We start from the raw sequence: 19,628 nt of genomic DNA, 5'->3' as shown, positions 1-19,628 counted from the left end.
ATTTGTTTTTTTATTTATATTTGCAAAGAATTATAACATCACAATGTTAAATTAACAACCAACCGAATTACAAAAAAAAAAAAAAAGAATTATGAAAACTGTGTCTTCTATTGTAGAAAACTACATTAAAACAAAACCATTTTTATTGAATGCCCTCTCGCTCGGAATTATCAACCTAACTTCACTTTCGCGAAATATTATGACCGAATTAGAAAGTGAGTTTGGAAAAGAAGTAAAACAGGGCGCTGTTGTAATGTCTTTAAAACGACTAACGGAAGAACTAGATTTTAAATTAAACCACAAAATCAATAAAGTAATTAAGAATATCGGCGAAATAACCGTTCGTTCTGAGCTTACAGATTACACATTTGCTGCTTCTGAAACTGTTCTGAACAAACAAGCCGATTTAATTTCTGATATTAACGCTTTATCTGATATTTTTTATACCTCATCTCGTGGTGTAAACGAAACCAATATTGTTGTCAGCAGCAGTGTAAATCATTTAGTTGAGAAACACTTTATGAGAGAGAAATTGATTCAGAAATTAGATAATTTAGCTTCAATTACTGTAAAATTACCTAAAGAAAATATCGTTGTTCCTGGTATTTACTACTTCATTTTCCAACGTTTGGCTTGGGAAGGAATTATCATCAATGAGGTAATTTCGACTTCAAATGAATTTACCATTTTAGTTGGAGAAGATCAAGTTGATGTTGCTTTTAAAGTAATCAAAGATTTGAAAAACTAATTCGAAAATCAGAGTTATATATATATTGAAATCCTTTTGTTCTTTTTAGGAAGACAAAAGGATTTTTTTTGAATATACTCAGCGTAAACCTTAATTTCATATTTCGCACATAAGAATATTCTCAAAAGATAAATTCTAAATAAATTTTTATTTTGCTAAAGCGTCAAAATAACACTTACTTGTATAAAAGCCACTTGACATCGTTTTTAACTGTTTTATTTAAAAAACTAACAAAAAATCCGAATTAAGTTTTTTTATATATGATTTGTTGCGAATAATATTTTTATATATTTGCCAAGAAGTCAGACACCAGACCTCTATTTTGATAGTTTAATACCATTAGAATTAAATAAAGCGAATTAAATTGTTAGAAGCAGCAAACCATAGTGAAAAATTATTGGTGAGTGAACTCAAAAACGGAAACGAAAAAGCTTTTCGACAACTTTTTGATTTATACTACCAAGATATTTATGGTTACAGCATTAGTCTTTTAAAATCAAAAGAAGCGGCTGAAGAAAATGTGCAGGATGTTTTTATGAAGGTTTGGCTCAACCGCGAAAGTTTAAATATAGAACAATCATTTAAAGCCTATATTTTTACGATTGCAAGAAATCAGGCTTTTAATGTTTTGAACAAAGCAGCAAATGAAGTTATTTTAAAAGAAGCTGTTTTTTATGAAAGTCAGAAATCACATGATTACGGAGATTATGCTATTCGCGAAGCCGATTGCAAAAAACTCCAGAAACAAGCTATAAAACAGCTTCCTCCAAAACGACGGCAGATTTTTAAAATGTCACGCAAAAAAGGAATGAGCTATGAAGAAATAAGTCAGGAACTAGGTATTTCGATAAATACCGTCCGGAACCAGATGAGTAAAGCGCTCGAATCGATGCGCGGTTTTTTTCAACTTCACGATGAAATTATCTAACCAAAACCACAATAATGCCATTAAAATCACTCTTCGGAGTGATTTTTTTTTGATTATAATTTTCATACTCTTTTTAAAGCCACAGATTAGAGAATTTTCACAGATTGAAATCCTTTTTAATCTTTTTAATCTGTGGCAAAACTCATTTATCATTATTTTTTTCAAAAAAACAAAACCAATAAAAACCTAAAAATCAAAACAATAAACAAACACAAATGTTAAAATTTAAAAATTTACAACGTTTGAGTAGTGCTAAAAATATTCTCAACTGTATTATATAAAGAACCCAGAAATAAAACCAATTCGTAATGAATTCAAATCCTGAAATAAAAAGTCTTTTACAAAAGTTTGTTTTAAACCAATGCACTCCCGAAGAAATAGACGAGGTAATTGCTTATTATAAAAAAAATCAGCTTACAGATGATTTTCCGACTGTGGAAGATGTTCAGAATCTTTTGGACGAAATCCCAAAAATGGACAAGCAAAAAGCCGATGCTATTTTCAATAATATTTTAAAAGCTTCAAAAGAAGAAGAATCTGTTATCGAAATTCCTTCTAGAAAATCTAATTATAGAAAATACATTTCCATTGCCGCTTCGATTGTTGTTTTATTGGGAATTGGCTTTTTCTACAAACAAAATATGACAGACAAAGCTGTTGAACAAAAATTCGATTTTAAAAGCTCTGATATTGTCTTGCAATTAGAAAATGGAGAAACTCAAATTATTTCTGAAAACAATTCTTCTCAAGTAAAAGATTCCAAAGGAAATATTGTCGGAAATCAAAATGGAGATAAATTGGTTTACGATAACAGTTCTGATCCTGAAAAATTGGTTTACAACACGATTAAAATTCCTTATGGTAAAAAATTTCGTCTTCAGTTATCTGATGGAACGTTTGTTCACTTAAATTCTGGAACGACTTTAAAATATCCTGTAAAATTTATCGCTGGCGAAAACAGACAGGTTTTTCTTGATGGTGAAGCTTTTTTTGATGTTGCAAAAGACAAAAAACATCCATTTATAGTAAATGCTGACGAATTGAATGTACGTGTTTTAGGAACGCATTTCAATCTTTCCAATTATCCTGAAGATGCTGTAACCGATGTTGTTTTGGTGGAAGGTTCTGTTGGAATGTATCAATCTAATCAAGAATTTGATGCTAATAAAAATACCATTTTAAAGCCTGGATTTAAAGGAAGCTTCAATAAAGAAAATGCTAAAATTTCGACAAAAGCGGTTATTACAGATATCTACACTTCTTGGATAAATGGTGGCTTGACTTTTAGAAATATGACTTTCAAAAATATCATTACAAAACTGGAAAGACGTTACAATGTTACCATTATCAATAAAAATGAAAAATTGGCTAACGAAAAATTCAATGCAAGTTTTAAAGAAGAATCAATAGAAAATGTGATGAGTTATTTCAATGAAATTCATGGCATTAATTACACGATAAAAAACAATCAAATACTAATTAAATAACCACTAAAACCAACCAAAATCTATGAAGAAAAAAGCGTATTAAATAAAAAAATCGGAAAGAGCTGCGAACAATTTCCGATTAACTAAGTGATTGAATATAACGAATTAACTACAATCAATTAACAAAATTATGAAAAAAAAATCTAAGAATAATGGGTTTCTATACTCATTGTTCCAAAAAGACCTAAAATTGAAACTAACTACACTACTTATTTTGGTCGCCATGTTTAATATTAGAGGGAATACTTATGCCCAAAAGACAAAAGTTACTCTGGAATTAAACAATTCAACAATCGAAAAGGTTATTGAGACCATTGAGCAAAAAACGGATTTCAGATTTATTTACAAATTGAGCGATATCGACTTAGATCGAACGGTTTCAATTTCTGTAAAAGATCAGTCTATATATGTGGTTTTAGATCGAATTTTTAAAGGAACCCCAACCGAATTTAAAATTCGTGATACACAGATTATTCTAAAAAAGCCAGAACTCAAATCACAGATAATCGAATTTCAAAAACAGACCGTAACAGGTGTCATTACTGATGAAAACGGAATGCCTTTACCCGGAGCTTCTGTTATTGAAGAAGGAACAAGAAACGGAATGGTTACTGATTTTGACGGAAAATATAAACTGACTGTTGAAAGTGCGCAATCTGTTATTGTGGTTTCTTTTGTTGGATATAAAGAGAAAAAAGTTACCGCTAATCAGAGCGTAATCAATATTCAGCTTCTTCCAGATGCAACTGATTTACAAGAAATTGTAGTTGTTGGTTACGGCACAGCTACAAAAAGAGATGTAACGGGTGCGGTTTCTTCAATTGCCTCAAAAGATATGAATCAAGGTGCAATTGTGAATCCGTTGCAATTAATTGCTGGTAAAGCGGCAGGTGTTAACATTACGCAATTAGGAAGCGAGCCTGGTCAAGGGCCAAGCGTTCGTATTCGTGGAATTTCGTCTTTAATTGGAGGAAGCGATCCTTTGGTAGTTGTAGATGGAATTCAAGGAAATATGGATTTATTAAACCAAGTTCCGCCAAGCGAAATTGAAAGTTTTGATATTTTGAAAGATGCTTCTGCAACTGCAATTTATGGTTCTCGCGGTGCGCCAGGTGTGCTTATCATTACAACAAAAAAGAATAAAGCGGGTAAAACTTCTATGGAATATATCGGTTCGACTTCTTTAGATTTTATTCCGAAAAAATTACATATGCTAAATGCTGACGAATGGTGGTCAGCAGCTCAAAGTGTTGGTGTTCCTGCATCTGCAAATCATGGTTCAGATACAGATTGGTATGGTATTTTAACCCAAACTGGAATTTCTCAAACGCATACTTTATCTTTTGGCGGAGGAACAGATAAATTTAGTTATAGAGCTTCTTTATCTGCTATTTTACAAGATGGAGTTGTTATTAATTCGAGCAACAAAAAATATATTGGACGCATTCAGGCTACTCAAACGGCTTTGGATGATAAATTAAAATTGAATTTCAATTTAAATACAGGAATTAATAATACAACAAGTATTATTCAAAGTGTTGGAACAGCGGCTTATACTTCAAATTTAATTACAAATGCGTATTTAGTTAGACCAACAGATCCTGTTTTTAACACTGACGGAACTTATTTTACAGATTCAAATGTATTTCAATATTTAAATCCGTATGCAGCGGCACAAACTACTACAAATGAAGCGCAAAATGATAATTTATTTGGAAGTTTAAAAGCCGATTTGGATTTAGCAAAAGGCTTAGTAGCAAGCTGGTTCGGAAGCTGGAGAAAAACAAATGTAACTTATGGTTATTTTCAGCCTATAGAATCTACTGTTGCTTATGCAATTGACCAAAATGGTTTTGCCAATATTAAAAATGAAAGGCAAAATGAAAAATTAACCAATTTCAGTTTAAACTATAAAAGAACTTTTGGCGTACACAGCATTAATGCTTTAGGTTTATACGAATGGCAAAATCAGGCTTATCAAGGCAATTATGCGCAAGCGAGAGGTTTTATGAATGATAAAACAACTTATAACGCATTGCAATTAGGAGATTTGTCAAAAGTTCGTCCGGGCGATATAACATCATATAAAAATGACAGAACTTTAGTTTCATTTTTAGCAAGAGTAAATTACTCTTTATTAGACCGTTATTTAGTTACAGCAAGTATTCGTCGAGATGGTTCGTCTGTTTTTGGAGCTAATAACAAATGGGGAAATTTCCCTTCAGCTTCTGTTGCGTGGCAAATTGACAAAGAACCTTTCATGCAAAAACAAAATTTATTTAATGAATTGAAAGTTCGCGTAGGTTATGGAGCAACTGGAAATCAGCAAGGTCTTCTTCCGCAGCAATCACTTTCATTGGTTGGAAACTCTGGAATTACTTATTTTGGTGGTCAGCCCATTACCAATTACAGCATTTACCAAAACTCAAATGCAGACTTGAAATGGGAAACCAAAAAGCAAACCAATTTAGGTCTTGATTTTGCTCTTTTAGACAACAGATTAAGAGGAACAGTTGATCTTTATACTTCAAAAACAGAAGATTTATTATTTGATTATACTGTACCTCAGCCTCCATATCCTTACAACACAATTAAGGCAAATGTTGGAAGTATTTCGAATAAAGGTATCGAAGTTTCGCTTGCTTATGACGTAATTAAATCTCAAAACAGCACGCTTACTTTGGCAGGAAATGTTTCTTTTATGAAGAATGAAGTGCTTAATTTAAATGGAAGCATTAACGGAGTTCCTTTAAATACAGATTATGTTGGATGGGGAGCTGCAAACTCTTATTTAGTGAAAGGGAAACCGATTGGAGCATTTTATATTCTTGAACATACAGGAAAAAACGAAAACAATGTTGAAACTGTTTTGGATCGTGACGGAAACGGCATAATCGATCAAGGCGTTAAAAGTCCAGACCGTTATTATGCAGGTTCTGCTTTGCCAACTTACACTTTCTCATTTAATCCATCTTACCGATACAAAAACTTCGACGCTTCTATGTTAGTAAGAGGTTCGGGAGGAAATAAAATTTATAATGGATTACGCTCTAACTTAAGCAGATTGGAAAATATTGGTAAATCGAATGTTTTAGCGAGCGCTGTAGAAACCGGAATTTACACTTCTCCTTACGGTTCTGATTTATGGTTAGAAGACGGTTCTTTTGTTCGTTTAGAAAATCTTACAGCGGGATATACTTTCCGTTTTACAGATAAATATATTGATACTATTAGACTTTCACTTACAGGAAACAACTTATTCCTAATTACCGATTACTCAGGAATTGATCCAGAATTGAATGTAAGCGGAAGTGGTAACCCAGCCGATAACTTTGGTGGAGATAGAGGAATTTATCCTCGTACGAGAAGTGTGGCGTTTGGCTTGACTGTAAAATTTAAATAGTAAAAGAAATGAAAATCAAAAATATAATATTGACAGGAAGTATTTGTTTCCTGACACTTTTTAGTTGTACAGACATCGAAGAAAATGTGTACGACAAATATCCTGCGGAAGACTTTTATGGAACGCCAGCAGGAGCTGATATTGCTCTAGCAGCTGTATATGCTCAAGTTCCAGGAGAATTTGTTCGAGATGGAGCAAGTGGCGTTGGTTATGCCGGAGCCGATAATGGCTGGTACGATATGAACTGTATGTCTTCTGACGAACAGGTTATTCCACACAGAAATACGGGCGACTGGCAAATGGATTTTGCGCGTCTTCATAAACACGAATGGCTTCCAACAGATTTCATTATTAATAACACTTGGAACTGGCTTTACAAATCTATTTTCAATGCCAATCTAGCGGTAGATTTATTGCAAAAAGCAAATGCCGATGCTTCAAAAATTGCTGAAGCTAAGACTTTGAGAGCTTTCTTTTATTATTTATTGATTGATGATTATGGAGATGTTCCTTTCTTCACAGATAATAATATTACAGTTGATAAAATTCCGCAATCAAGCCGTAAAGAAGTTTATGATTTTATTGTAAAAGAATTGACTGAAAACGTTGATTTATTATCAGGAACAAGAGGTGGAAATTATTACGGAAGATTCAACAAATGGGCAGGTTATACTTTGTTAGCAAAAGTGTACTTGAATGCTCAGGTTTATACGGGAACTCCAAAATGGAATGAAGCTTTGGCTGCTTGTAACAAAGTTGCCGAAGGCGGATTTACACTTCATTCTGGTGCTGTGGATGCTGCAAATCCGTTAGGGAGTAAGTATTTTGAGTTATTTGGAGATGTTCTTCCAGAAGATGAAACTATTCTTCCAATTTACGCAACACTAGATATCGTTTCACGTAATGTTTATGCAGTTCGCAGTTTGTACGGCGCGCACGCACAGGCTTTATTTGGTTTTAGCGGTTGGAATGGTACTATTGTTCCTAAAGCTTTTTTCTTAAAATATGATGCGAATGATATTCGTAGAAAACAATATCTATTTGGAGAACAGCCAGGCGGTTTCAATTATACGCTTGATGTTGCTTCACTTGATAATCCAGGAGCAGATCCGCAGGCGGGAGTTCGTAACGTGAAATTTTATCCAGTTGCACCAAGAACTGGTGGAGGAGCTTCAAACGACTTCCCTATTTTTAGATATGCCGATGTAATTTTAATGATGGCAGAATGTAATGCTCGTTTAGGAAATGCTGCAGCTGCAAAACCTTTTATTGATCAAATCAGACAACGTGCGGGATTAAATGCTTTAGATCACAATCCTTCTCTTGATGAAATTTATAACGAAAGAGGATTTGAATTAAGCTGGGAAGGTCACAGAAGACAAGATATGATTCGTTTTGACAAATTTTTATTGGCAAACGAATTCAGACCTGCGTCTCCTGCATTCAGAAAATTGTTCCCAATTCCAACCTCGGCTTTAGATGCAAATCGCGGATTAAAACAAAACCCTGGTTACTAAAAACAAAACTATCATGAAAAAATATATCAATAAATTATTCATATTAGGCAGTTTGCTGTTTTTGGGTTCATCCTGCGACAGCGATGCCGAATTAACAACTCTAGAGGCTGTTAATTTCCCTTCAGAAATTACTGTTTCATCTAGCAAAATTGTTCTAACAGAAGATTCAGCAGACGATCAGGTTTTATTAGTTTCATGGCCTGAAGTAACTTTTCCTATCGAAGCTCCTGTAACTTACGCTTTACAATTTGATTTAGTTGGAGATACCAGCGGTGCAAATGCTTGGCAAAAAGCTAAGCGAATTGAAGTTGGAACAGATGTTTTAAGCAAAACTTTAATTGGTCAGGAATTAAATAAAATTGCTGTCGATTTAGGAATACCAATTGATGTTGAAGGAAAACTTGTCGTTCGTGTTGAAGCGGCTATGGATCGTAAAGTGTTTTCAAATCCTATTACTTTGACTGTTACGCCTTACGAAAAAAGCGTTGTTTTTGGCGAAATTTATATGCCTGGAAGTTATCAAAATTGGGCTATAGAAACGGCTGCAGCTTTAACTGCAATTCAAAAAGGTGTTTACCAAGGCTACATGACGGCTGCTCCTGGGGCTGGACTTGGATTCAAATTAAATACAGAGAGAAACTGGGCACAGTTTTATGGCGCTGGAGCAACCAACAGCGATTTGCAAAACATGAGTGATACTGATTTTCAACTTCCTGCTGCTGGTTCTTATCAAATTAAAGTGAATTTAAATACTTTAAAATGGACCGCAACACCTTATTCTTGGGGAATTGTCGGTGATGCAACTTCTGGAAGCTGGGATAACAGTACGCCAATGAGTTACGATCATCAGACAAAAACTTGGAAAGTTACCGCAGTTTTAGTTCCTGGAAATGTGAAATTCAGATTGAACAATAGCTGGACAATCAATTACGGACCTAAAAATACCACAGACGGAATTGTGTATTTGGATGATCAAGGTTCCCATTATGTGGGCGAAGGCGGTACATACGAAATCACATTACAAATAAATGATGTTGATCCTGCAACTACCGGATATCCTCCAACAGCAACTTACACTATCACAAAAAAATAGATAAAAATTAAGTTTAGTTTGGTTTGAGTTTACCTGCCTTTTTACTTCGAAAGGCAGGTTACTTTTCAGCCATTTAAAAACATAAAAAAGTAAAAATCATGAAATTCAATATAAAAATCGTTTACGGATTATTGCTTGCATTAGCTTTTGTTTCGTGCAGTTCTTCTGATGACGAAAACAAAACTCCGCCATCTCCGTATACACAATACGGCGCTCCTTTTGATAAAATGCCAAAGAAAGAAGATGCCATAATTTATCAGGTAAACATTCGTGCTTTTAGTCAGGCAGGAACATTGAAAGGTGTTCAAGACAGATTAACTCAAATTCAAGAATTGGGTGTAAATGTTATTTATTTGATGCCTGTTTTTCCTGTTGGAAAAGAAAGAGCAACTGGCGAATTAGGTTCTCCTTACGCCGTAAAAGATTATAAAGCTGTAAATCCTGATTTCGGAACTTTGCAAGATCTTCAAACTTTGGTTGAAGAAGCGCACAAAAAAAACATGGCTGTTATTTTAGACTGGGTTGCCAATCACACCGCTTGGGATAATGCTTGGATTACACAACACAAAAATTGGTATCAACAAGATGCAAACGGAAATATTATTATTCCTCCAGGAACAAATTACAATGACGTTGCGCAATTGAATTTCAATAATACAGAAATGAAAGATGCCATGATTGATGCCATGTCTTATTGGGTTTACAACGCCAATATTGACGGTTTCAGATGCGATTATGCTGATTTTGTCCCAAACAATTTCTGGTCAGATGCGATTACCAAATTAAGAAAAATCAAAAAGAATCAAGAAATTTTAATGTTGGCTGAAGGTTCAAAATACAATCATTTTGCTTCAGGCTTTGATTTTACTTTTGGCTTCAATTTCTTTTATACAATCGAACAGCTTTTTAAAGAGAATAAACCTGCAACAACGATTCAAGATTCGAACGCGACAGAATATGCCAACGTTTACGATCCATCAAATAAAGTCGTTAGATATACAAGTAATCACGACGTAAACCTTTCTGACGGAACTCCATTAGAACTTTTTGGAGGCAAACAAGGATCTATTGCAATGTTTGTTGTCGCTGCTTATTTAAAATCAATTCCAATGATTTACAACGGACAGGAAATTGGTTACGACAAAAGATTAAATTATTTCGCTAAAACTCCAATCGATTGGTCAACTGCTGATGCTTCGATGCTGGCGGAATACAAAAAAATCATTGCTTTCAGAAACACAAGCAATGCAATTAAAACTGGAGAATTTACAGGTTACAGCAGTAATGCTGTTAGTGCTTTCACTATGATAAAAGATGCAGAAAAAGTTTTTGTTCTTTCTAATTTAACAAGTTCTACCGTAAAACATCTTATTCCAAATACATTAAAAGGAAATTGGAAAGATGCATTTACTGGAGCAGCTGTTACAGTTGGTTCAGATATAACGCTTCAACCTTTTCAATATTTAGTGTTGAAAAATTAACTTCAAAAGCAACTTTAAAGCCTAAATTTGCAACAAAACAAAATAACATGAATTTTCAATTCCAAAAATCATTGCTTCAAATGCGTTTGAGCAAAAAAACAGCGCTTTTATTTTTTATCCTTCTAAGCGTATTTTCGCTTAAAGCACAAGAAATAACTTCGCCAGACAAAAATCTTTCTTTAAAATTTGAATTAAAAGAGGGCGGAATTCCGTCTTACCAATTATCATATAAACAAAAAGCGGTTATTAAACCAAGTTCTTTAGGTTTAGAACTTCAGAACAAAGCGTCTTTTATGGATGGTTTTACCATTACAAACACAGCGCAATCTTCTGTTGATGAAAATTGGAATCCAGTTTTAGGGGAAGAAAAAACAATTCGCAATCATTACAACGAATTGGTTGTCACTTTAGCGCAAGCGAAAAACAACAATCGATTTATCCGTATTCGTTTTCGTTTGTTCAACGACGGATTGGGATTTAGATATGAATTTCCGAAACAAGATGAGTTAAGTTATTTTGTAATTAAAGAAGAACGTTCTGAATTTAATTTAGCGGGAAATCACAAAATTTTCTGGATTCCAGGAGATTATGATACCAACGAATATGCATATACGACTTCGAAGATTTCTGAAATTCCTTCTTTGATGAAAAAAGCAACTATTGAAATTAATGCACAACAACCAATCAAAGAATTATCTGTTCAAACGCCGTCAATGATGAAATCAGACGATGGTTTATACATCAACATTCACGAAGCAGGATTGATCAATTATCCGGCAATGTATCTTGAAGTTGATTCTAAAACCAATAAAATGATTAGTCATTTAGCGCCAGATGTACTTGGAGCAAAAGGCTATATGCAGACGGATACTCAAACACCTTGGAGAACGATTGTAGTAAGCGATAAAGCAACAGATATTTTAGCTTCAAAATTGATCTTAAACCTTAATGAACCAACAAGTTATAAAGATGTTTCATGGATTAAACCTGTGAAATACATTGGAATTTGGTGGGAATATTTCGTTGCAGGAAGAAGTACATGGGCTTTTGGAAAAGAGAACAACGTCAAAATGACGGATGATTTTACGAAACTTACTCCAAACGGAAAACACGGTGCCACTACAGAACGTGCCAAAGAATACATCGATTTTGCTGCTAAAAATGGTTTCGATGCCATTTTGATCGAAGGTTGGAACATTGGTTGGGAAGACTGGATTGGAAATTGGAAAGAAGATGTTTTTGATTTTGTAACTGCTTATCCTGATTTTGATGTAAAAGCGGTTCATGCTTATGCGGCTTCAAAAGGTGTAAAAATTATTATGCATCACGAAACTTCTGGATCTGCAACCAATTATGAGCGTCGCTTAGATCGTGCATTTCAGTTTATGAATGATAATGGTTATGATGCTGTAAAAACAGGTTATGTTGGTCAGATTATTCCGCGTGGCGAACATCACGACGGACAATGGATGGTAAATCATTATATTAACGTTGCCAAACGTGCTGCCGATTATAAAATTATGATTAACAGTCACGAAGCGGTTCGCCCAACTGGATTAAATAGAACTTTTCCGAACTGGATTGCTCAAGAATCTGCTCGCGGAACGGAGTTCGAATCTATGGGAGGATTAGCGCCAGATCACACGACAATTTTACCTTTTACACGTTTAATGGGAGGCCCAATGGATTATACGCCTGGGATTTTCCAAACCGATCTTTCGTATTACGGAACAGGAAGTACACAACGCGTAAATACAACTTTGGTAAAACAATTGGCTTATTATGTAACAATGTATAGTCCGTTGCAAATGGCTGCTGATATTCCTGGGAATTACGAGCGTTTTCCAGATGCATTTCAATTCATTAAAGACGTTGCCGTAGATTGGGATAACAGTTATATTTTAGAAGCAGAACCAGGAGATTATATCACAATTGCCCGTAAAGCAAAAGGCAAAAACGAATGGTTCATTGGCGGAATTACAGACGAAAATACAAGAACAGCAAACATTTCTTTTGATTATTTACCTGCTGGAAAAAATTTCATTGCAACCATTTATGCTGATGCAAAAGATGCTAATTGGAATCAAAATCCACAAAAATATACGGTTACTAAAGTTATTGTAAATTCAAAAAGCAAATTGAAGCAATATTTAGCTCCGGGAGGTGGTGTTGCTATTAGCATTAAAGAAGGAAGTGCTTCTGATTTGAAGGGATTGAAGAAACTATAAAATTTTGGTTAATTAGTAAATAAAATGGCGCATGAAAATTTCATGCGCCATTTTTGTTTTTTTCTACGAATTTTATTTTTCCATTTTTAATTCTGGATAAATATCATCTTTAGTATTTAGAATTAAATCGGGTCCAAATGATTTCAAAATATATTCATTCTCTAATCTTTTATAGTAAAACTTTTCGGGTTTTGATTTTTTAAAATCAAATTCATTACTAAAAAGTTCTTGATCATTAAAAAACTTATTTTGTGATCTTAATTGTCCAAGACTATCTGGATATTGACCATTTTTGCTTTTATAAAACTCCAAATCTTTTACAATTTCATTCAATTTATGATTTGTAAATTGGGTCAAATTGTTTTCTTGAAAATCACTATTCAAAAAAATGTACCAAAATAAAGGGGTAAAAAGAACTCCTGCCAATCCTATTATTTTCATTTTATTGTCTTTTCTAACGTAACCCTGAACAATCAAAACTGTTCCTGAAATCAATCCAAAGTTTGGAATCAATCCTACAAACCCTAATTTGTAAAGGCTCTTTGAAGAAATTTTTTCGAAAAATGATTTTTTATAAATTATATAACTCGACACCTCTTTAAGAAAATCATTAATTTCATAAGTTTTCAATCCTTTTTTATTAATAATTATAGTGGTTTTGTCATGAAGAATCAGATAAATATAATTAGGCAAGTCGTCAACTTTTTTAAACAAATGCCATTCATATTTTTTATTTTGCTCGCCATAAATCAATCCGTCAGCTTCAATTATAATTCTTTTTTTATCTAAAAATGATGAATTTTTCTTGACTAGCTTACTTATCCTATAAGTGTTATAAACACTTTTTAAATTATAGAAAGCTGTAAATCCTATTGTTAAAACAATAAAAATTAAAGAAATATGAGCCCAATCAAATTCTATAACTTTAAAAGAAACAATAATTAGTGTTATAATAAATGAAACTAAAATCGAAGCTAGAATACTATTTACAAAATATTTTCTCAAATATTCGTTTGAACTTCTAGAATAATCCTCTAGTGAATTTTCAAATTCTATAATCATTTAATTTCTATGCGATTAAATTATTACTCCTCAAACAACTCCATCAATTCCAAAGCACGTTTTATCGACTTCACATTTTCAAAAGTCAATAACAACCGTAAACCATTAATGGTTTGTTTTTCTTTCATTTTACAAAGATTACCATGCTTCTGAACAAAAGTTAAGACGTTCCTAAACTTCACCGATTGATAATAATCTGATTGTTGATCAGATACGAAATAACCAATCATTTTTCCTTGTTTCAAAACCAATTTTTCAATTCCGACTTTAGTCGCAATCCATTTTATTCTGATGCTGTTTAATAAAGAAACGGCTTGTTTTGGTAATGGTCCGAAACGGTCGATTAGTTTTTTCTCAAATTCTTGTAAACCTGCTTCGTCTTTTATTGCGCCCAATTCGTTGTATAAAACCAAACGTTCCGAAACATTATTGATATATTCATCTGGGAATAATAATTCGAAATCAGCATCGATCTGAATGTCTTTTACGTATTCTTTCGTGTCGATATCATTTTCTTCAGGATATAAGTCCTTGAATTCGTTTTCCTTTAATTCCTCAATAGCTTCATTCATGATTTTTTGGTACGTATCAAAACCAATTTCATTAATGAAACCGCTTTGTTCTCCACCTAATAAATCTCCTGCACCACGAATTTCTAAATCTTTCATCGCAATGTTGAAACCGCTTCCCAATTCACTGAATTGTTCCAAAGCCTGAATACGTTTTCTGGCATCTTCAGTCATTGATGAATACGGCGGACAAATAAAATAACAAAATGCTTTTTTGTTGCTTCGTCCTACTCGACCGCGCATTTGATGCAAATCTGATAATCCGAAATTATTGGCGTTATTGATGAAAATCGTGTTGGCATTTGGAACATCCAAACCACTTTCAATAATTGTTGTCGCCACCAAAACATCAAAATCTCCGTTCATAAAACCTAACATCAATTCTTCTAGTTTGGCACCGTCCATTTGTCCGTGACCAATTCCGACTCTTGCATTTGGAACCAAACGCTGAATCATTCCAGCCACTTCTTTTATATTTTCGATTCGGTTATTGATAAAGAAAACTTGTCCATTTCTTTGAATTTCATACGAAATCGCATCACGAATTATTTCTTCATTAAAACCAACAACATTTGTTTCAATAGGATAACGGTTTGGCGGAGGCGTTGTAATTACCGATAAATCTCGCGCCGCCATTAATGAAAACTGTAAAGTTCTTGGAATTGGCGTTGCAGTTAATGTCAACGTATCAACATTTGCTGCAATGGTTTTCAGTTTATCTTTTACGTTAACACCAAACTTTTGTTCCTCATCAACAATCAATAAACCTAAGTCTTTAAAAACTACATTTTTGTTTACTAATTGATGCGTTCCAATTACGATATCTAATTTTCCGTCGGCTAAATCTTTTAAGGTTTGTGTTTTTTGTTTTGCCGTTCTAAATCGGTTTAAATAACCAATAGAAACAGGCATATCTTTCAATCGTTCCGAAAAAGTTCTATAATGCTGATACGCCAAAATCGTTGTCGGAACTAAAACCGCAACTTGTTTGCTATTGTCAACCGCTTTAAAAGCAGCACGAATGGCAACTTCTGTTTTCCCGAAACCAACATCCCCGCAAACTAAACGATCCATTGGGCGATCGCTTTCCATATCGGCTTTTACTTCCGCTGTCGATTTGGTTTGATCAGGAGTATCTTCGTAAATAAACGAACTTTCTAATTCGTTTTGAAGATAACTATCGGGCGCAAATTGAAAACCTTTTTCTAAACGACGTTTTGCATACAACTGAATCAAATTGAACGCAATATGTTTGACTCGCGCTTTGGTTTTTTGTTTTAAAACTTTCCACGCGTTCGATCCTAATTTGTAGATTTTTGGAGGCGTTCCGTCTTTTCCGTTGTATTTTGAGATTTTATGAAGCGAGTGAATACTCACATACACAATATCATTATCGGCATAAACCAATTTAATGGCTTCTTGTGTTTTGCCTTCAACCTGAATTTTCTGCAATCCGCCAAATTTACCAATTCCGTGATCGATATGCGTTACATAATCGCCAACAGAAAGTGCGGTTAATTCTTTAAGCGTAATATTTTGCTTTTTCGAATAACCATTTTTGATGTTGAATTTATGATAACGCTCAAAAATTTGGTGATCGGTGTAAGCAGTTATCTGATTTTCTTCATCAATAAAACCTTGATATAAAGGCAATACGATTGTATTATATTGTTTGCGAATATTTTCAGAATTGGCTTCGTCTAAAGATTCAAAAATATCGTGAAAACGTTTTGCCTGTGTTTCATTCGAACAGAACAAATAATTTATGTATCCGTTAAAATGATTTTCGCTCAGATTATTCAACAATAAATCAAATTGTTTATTGAATGAAGGTTGAGGCTGAATATGAAATTCGAATTTTTTAGTTGTTTTATAAACTGGTCTTGAAGCCAATTCTACAACTGAAAAGTCTAAAGATCTTTTTATAAATGACGCCTGATTTAAGAATAATTGTTCGGGCGCCGCGTGTTTTATTTCTTTAGACAATTTCTCAAAAGCTTCTTCCGCTCTTGCAAATTGTTTGTCTAACTGACTAAAAAGTCCTTCCGTATTTTGAATAAAAAGTACTGTTTTCTCCGCAATATAATCTAAGAAGCTTTCTCGATTTTCCTGAAAAAGCTTGTTCTCCACATTCGGAATGATCGTGATTTTTTTATGTGTTTCGACAGACAATTGTGTTTCAACATCAAAAGTTCTAATACTGTCTACTTCGTTTCCAAAAAATTCAATTCTATAAGGATGATCGTTTGAGAAAGAGAAAACATCGACAATTCCTCCACGAACAGAAAATTCGCCAGGTTCTGTAATAAAATCTACTCTTTTGAATTCGTATTCGAACAAGACTTCGTTGATAAAATCAATGGAAATTTTATCATTCAAAGCTACTTTTAAAGTGTTTTTGTCTAATTCTCTTCTCGTAACTACTTTCTCAAAAAGCGCCTCAGGATAAGTAACAATTACAGCTGGTTTTTTTCTTGAATTGATTCTATTCAAAACCTCAGCACGAAGCAAAACATTCGCATTATCTGTTTCGTCAATTTGATACGGACGTCGAAATGATGCTGGATAAAACAAAACATCTTGTTCTCCAATCATCTGTTCCAAATCATTTAGGTAATAAGCGGCCTCTTCTTTGTTGTCTAAAACAATCAAAAAAGGCAATTCTGTTTTCTTAAAAACGGAACGAATAATAAATGAAACAGCAGATCCTAACAATCCGCTGATATTCATTTTTATCTGATTCCCTTCCAGTAAACTTGTCGCAATCTGCTGCGCTTTCGGCAGATTATCGTAGGTTGTATATAAGGCGTTTTTACTCAACTCTTGGTACGTTTTGATCTAATTGAGGCGGTGCAACAGCATTCGGAATTGCGCGCGCGGTATCTAACATTCTAAGGAAATCTTCTTCTCCTTCTTCTTTCGGAACTTTGGCTCTTTCGACAATTTTATCCATTTGTCTTTCTAAAGAAATCAGTTCTTTATTGATTTCTTGAACTAAAAAAACAACTTTATCATCTGGAATTTTATTTAAATGAATAAACAAATCCAACATTCTAATTTTAGTAATTAAAATAGAAATACGGCTTCTGAAGGCGGGCTGATCGAATATTGTTGGAATGGTATTATTTAAAGCCATTGCTTTTTTGGAAATCGCAGCCGATTTTTTCTGAAAAGCTCCAATTGTTTTTCTTGGCTTATCTCCAATTTCCTTCATAAAATCACGCCATTCTGTCCACGAATTCAATTGCGATTCAGAAATCTCGTTGATTGGCTCATCTATAAACGTCCAGCCTTTATTTATATTATTAAAAATAGCTTCTTTCTTTTTAGCTTCTTTTGCATTTTCTGCGCGGCGTTTTTCGTCTTGATCTTGGCAAGAAAACAATACAGCTGTCAAAAGCAGAAAAAGAGATATTTTATATTTCATTTGATAAAAACATTAAGCTACAAAGTTACAAAGTAAATTTACAATTACGAATTCTGATTTTTGCTAAAGATTCGGTAAATGATTGTTATTTTTTTGATTTAATTTAAATGGCTTAAAAAGTATTTTCGTTTGCTTTTTATCAATAGAATTGAGGATTTTAGAGGATTTAAAAAAAGGCACAAAGACACACCTTGAAAGAGAATTATCCAAAAAACAAACTTTTTCATTATTGAATTAATAATTTATGATTCTAAAAAGCATAAGTAATTGCGAAAACGTTATATTTGTTCTTCTAAAAATCATCAAAAAAATGAATCCAAAAATATTGATCATTGGCGCTTGCGGTCAAATTGGAACAGAGCTGACACAAAAGCTGCGCAAAATATACGGAACAGAAAATGTTATCGCTTCTGATATTCGTAAATTAAATACTGATGTTGTAAACTCAGGACCTTTTGAAGTGGTCAATGCTTTAGATTTTAATCAAATCGAACATTTGGTAGAAGTACATCAAATTACTGATGTTTATTTAATGGCGGCACTTTTGTCTGCTACCGCAGAAAAAAATCCTGCATTTGCTTGGGATTTAAATATGAATTCGCTTTTTCATGTTTTGAATTTAGCGAAAGCAAAAAAAATTAAGAAAATCTTCTGGCCATCAAGTATTGCCGTTTTCGGACCAACAACTCCAAAAGAAAACACACCACAATATACTGTTATGGAGCCTTCTACAGTTTACGGAATTAGTAAACAAGCCGGAGAAAGATGGTGCGAATATTATCATAATATTTATGGTGTTGATGTACGCAGTATTCGGTATCCAGGTTTAATTAGCTGGTCTACACCTCCAGGTGGCGGAACTACAGATTATGCTGTTGATATTTTTTATAAAGCAATTGCGGATAAAAAATACGAATGCTTTTTATCATCAGAAACCAAAATGCCGATGATGTATATGGATGATGCAATCGATGCAACTATTAATATTATGCAAGCGCCTGTTGAGCAAATCAAAATACATTCTTCTTATAATTTAGCTGCGATGAGTTTTACTCCAACTGAAATTGCTGCCGAAATTAAAAAACATATTCCTGAATTTGAAATCACTTACAATCCAGATTTCCGTCAGAAAATTGCGGACAGTTGGCCGGCAAGTATCGATGACAGTTCTGCAAGAGAAGATTGGGAATGGAATCATAAATTTGATTTGGAATCGATGACAAAAGATATGATTGAGCATTTGAGTTAAACTGTTTTCAATCTTATAAAATGCAAACATTAATTGCCTCCAGCTTTAGCTGGAGGTTTTTTGTTTTAAAAGCGAAAGGGCTTTAGCCTAATTTGGATAATTAGCTAAAGTCTTATTAGTTTGTCATTTTCGATCCCGACGCTTCGGGAGAGAAATCTTCACGAGAAACTCCACAAAGATTGGCTTATTATTGCGGAGCTACTTACGAAGATTTCTCTCCCGAAGCGTCGGGATCGAAATGACAAGAATGGCGAGAATCTTTAAAAGAAGTCAATTGTTTGTATCTAGCCCCGATGGAGGCGGTATCCTTGCTGGCCCGACGTCGGGCAACAGCGAGATATAGCCGAGAGCGGGAAACCATGTTTGTTAAAGTGCCTTTTTTGATGCTCCTGAAACTAAAAATGCCGCTTAGAAATTCTAAACGGCATTTTTTTAT

Annotated in this window: 12 protein-coding genes; 9 read left to right on the top strand and 3 right to left on the bottom strand. The window is 33.8% G+C overall.

The features are described 5' to 3' along the window. Window positions 1–91 precede the first annotated feature (91 nt). From NYQ10_RS05630 to NYQ10_RS05595, 8 genes are all read left to right on the top strand, one after another. Window positions 92–748: a hypothetical protein gene (locus tag NYQ10_RS05630; RefSeq protein ID WP_008466087.1), complete on the top strand. Its 657-nt coding sequence runs from the start codon at window positions 92–94 to the stop codon at window positions 746–748. Between the two features lie 364 nt (window positions 749–1,112). After that, a complete protein-coding gene (locus NYQ10_RS05625; RefSeq protein ID WP_289879263.1) occupies window positions 1,113–1,676 on the top strand; it encodes an RNA polymerase sigma factor in 564 nt (187 codons plus the stop codon). Window positions 1,677–1,984: 308 nt separating this feature from the next. After that, window positions 1,985–3,163 (top strand): FecR family protein, encoded by a 1,179-nt coding sequence (locus NYQ10_RS05620; protein ID WP_289879262.1) that lies wholly within the window; start codon window positions 1,985–1,987, stop codon window positions 3,161–3,163. A gap of 190 nt (window positions 3,164–3,353) precedes the next feature. Then, entirely contained in the window at window positions 3,354–6,566 is a 3,213-nt protein-coding gene (locus NYQ10_RS05615; protein WP_289879261.1) for a TonB-dependent receptor, read from the top strand. An 8-nt stretch (window positions 6,567–6,574) separates the two neighbouring features. After that, the gene (locus NYQ10_RS05610) at window positions 6,575–8,083 is read left to right on the top strand and encodes a RagB/SusD family nutrient uptake outer membrane protein (RefSeq protein ID WP_289879260.1); all 1,509 of its coding nucleotides are present in this window, start codon (window positions 6,575–6,577) and stop codon (window positions 8,081–8,083) included. A 13-nt stretch (window positions 8,084–8,096) separates the two neighbouring features. Next, a complete protein-coding gene (locus tag NYQ10_RS05605; RefSeq protein WP_289879259.1) occupies window positions 8,097–9,176 on the top strand; it encodes a SusE domain-containing protein in 1,080 nt (359 codons plus the stop codon). A 98-nt stretch (window positions 9,177–9,274) separates the two neighbouring features. Beyond that, window positions 9,275–10,657, top strand: a complete 1,383-nt coding sequence (locus NYQ10_RS05600) for an alpha-amylase family glycosyl hydrolase (protein ID WP_289879258.1) — start codon at window positions 9,275–9,277, stop codon at window positions 10,655–10,657. Between the two features lie 80 nt (window positions 10,658–10,737). Further along, the gene (locus tag NYQ10_RS05595; RefSeq protein ID WP_289881010.1) at window positions 10,738–12,885 is read left to right on the top strand and encodes a glycoside hydrolase family 97 protein; all 2,148 of its coding nucleotides are present in this window, start codon (window positions 10,738–10,740) and stop codon (window positions 12,883–12,885) included. A 72-nt stretch (window positions 12,886–12,957) separates the two neighbouring features. Here the strand turns inward: NYQ10_RS05595 and NYQ10_RS05590 are convergent, their stop codons facing one another. Genes NYQ10_RS05590 through NYQ10_RS05580 form a run of 3 tightly spaced genes read right to left on the bottom strand, consistent with a single transcriptional unit; the run spans window position 12,958 to window position 17,943 of the window. Continuing rightward, window positions 12,958–13,947 carry a tripartite tricarboxylate transporter TctB family protein gene (locus tag NYQ10_RS05590; protein ID WP_289879257.1) on the bottom strand — a complete coding sequence of 330 codons (990 nt, stop codon included), beginning with the start codon at window positions 13,945–13,947 and terminating at the stop codon, window positions 12,958–12,960. Between the two features lie 23 nt (window positions 13,948–13,970). After that, entirely contained in the window at window positions 13,971–17,336 is a 3,366-nt protein-coding gene (gene mfd, locus NYQ10_RS05585; RefSeq protein WP_289879256.1) for a transcription-repair coupling factor, read from the bottom strand. Further along, window positions 17,329–17,943: a hypothetical protein gene (locus NYQ10_RS05580; RefSeq protein ID WP_289879255.1), complete on the bottom strand. Its 615-nt coding sequence runs from the start codon at window positions 17,941–17,943 to the stop codon at window positions 17,329–17,331. The genes mfd and NYQ10_RS05580 overlap by 8 nt, the downstream gene beginning before the upstream one ends. Window positions 17,944–18,253: 310 nt before the next feature. Between NYQ10_RS05580 and NYQ10_RS05575 the strand changes: the two genes are divergently transcribed. After that, window positions 18,254–19,192: an L-threonine 3-dehydrogenase gene (locus NYQ10_RS05575; protein ID WP_289879254.1), complete on the top strand. Its 939-nt coding sequence runs from the start codon at window positions 18,254–18,256 to the stop codon at window positions 19,190–19,192. The last annotated feature ends 436 nt before the right edge of the window (window positions 19,193–19,628 follow it).

This window comes from Flavobacterium johnsoniae, assembly GCF_030388325.1.
GTDB classification, from domain to species: Bacteria; Bacteroidota; Bacteroidia; order Flavobacteriales; family Flavobacteriaceae; genus Flavobacterium; species Flavobacterium johnsoniae_C.
Note: the sequence above shows the minus strand (reverse complement) of the source record. Positions and strands in the feature narration are given on the sequence as shown.

What these genes read in the sequence shown, in the direction of transcription:
- NYQ10_RS05630 (WP_008466087.1), top strand. Translation starts at nt 92, where the DNA reads ATGAAAACTGTGTCTTCTATTGTAGAAAACTACATTAAAACAAAACCA.
- NYQ10_RS05620 (WP_289879262.1), top strand. Translation starts at nt 1,985, where the DNA reads ATGAATTCAAATCCTGAAATAAAAAGTCTTTTACAAAAGTTTGTTTTA.
- NYQ10_RS05610 (WP_289879260.1), top strand. Translation starts at nt 6,575, where the DNA reads ATGAAAATCAAAAATATAATATTGACAGGAAGTATTTGTTTCCTGACA.
- NYQ10_RS05605 (WP_289879259.1), top strand. Translation starts at nt 8,097, where the DNA reads ATGAAAAAATATATCAATAAATTATTCATATTAGGCAGTTTGCTGTTT.
- NYQ10_RS05600 (WP_289879258.1), top strand. Translation starts at nt 9,275, where the DNA reads ATGAAATTCAATATAAAAATCGTTTACGGATTATTGCTTGCATTAGCT.
- NYQ10_RS05595 (WP_289881010.1), top strand. Translation starts at nt 10,738, where the DNA reads ATGCGTTTGAGCAAAAAAACAGCGCTTTTATTTTTTATCCTTCTAAGC.
- NYQ10_RS05590 (WP_289879257.1), bottom strand. Translation starts at nt 13,947, where the DNA reads ATGATTATAGAATTTGAAAATTCACTAGAGGATTATTCTAGAAGTTCA.
- NYQ10_RS05580 (WP_289879255.1), bottom strand. Translation starts at nt 17,943, where the DNA reads ATGAAATATAAAATATCTCTTTTTCTGCTTTTGACAGCTGTATTGTTT.
- NYQ10_RS05575 (WP_289879254.1), top strand. Translation starts at nt 18,254, where the DNA reads ATGAATCCAAAAATATTGATCATTGGCGCTTGCGGTCAAATTGGAACA.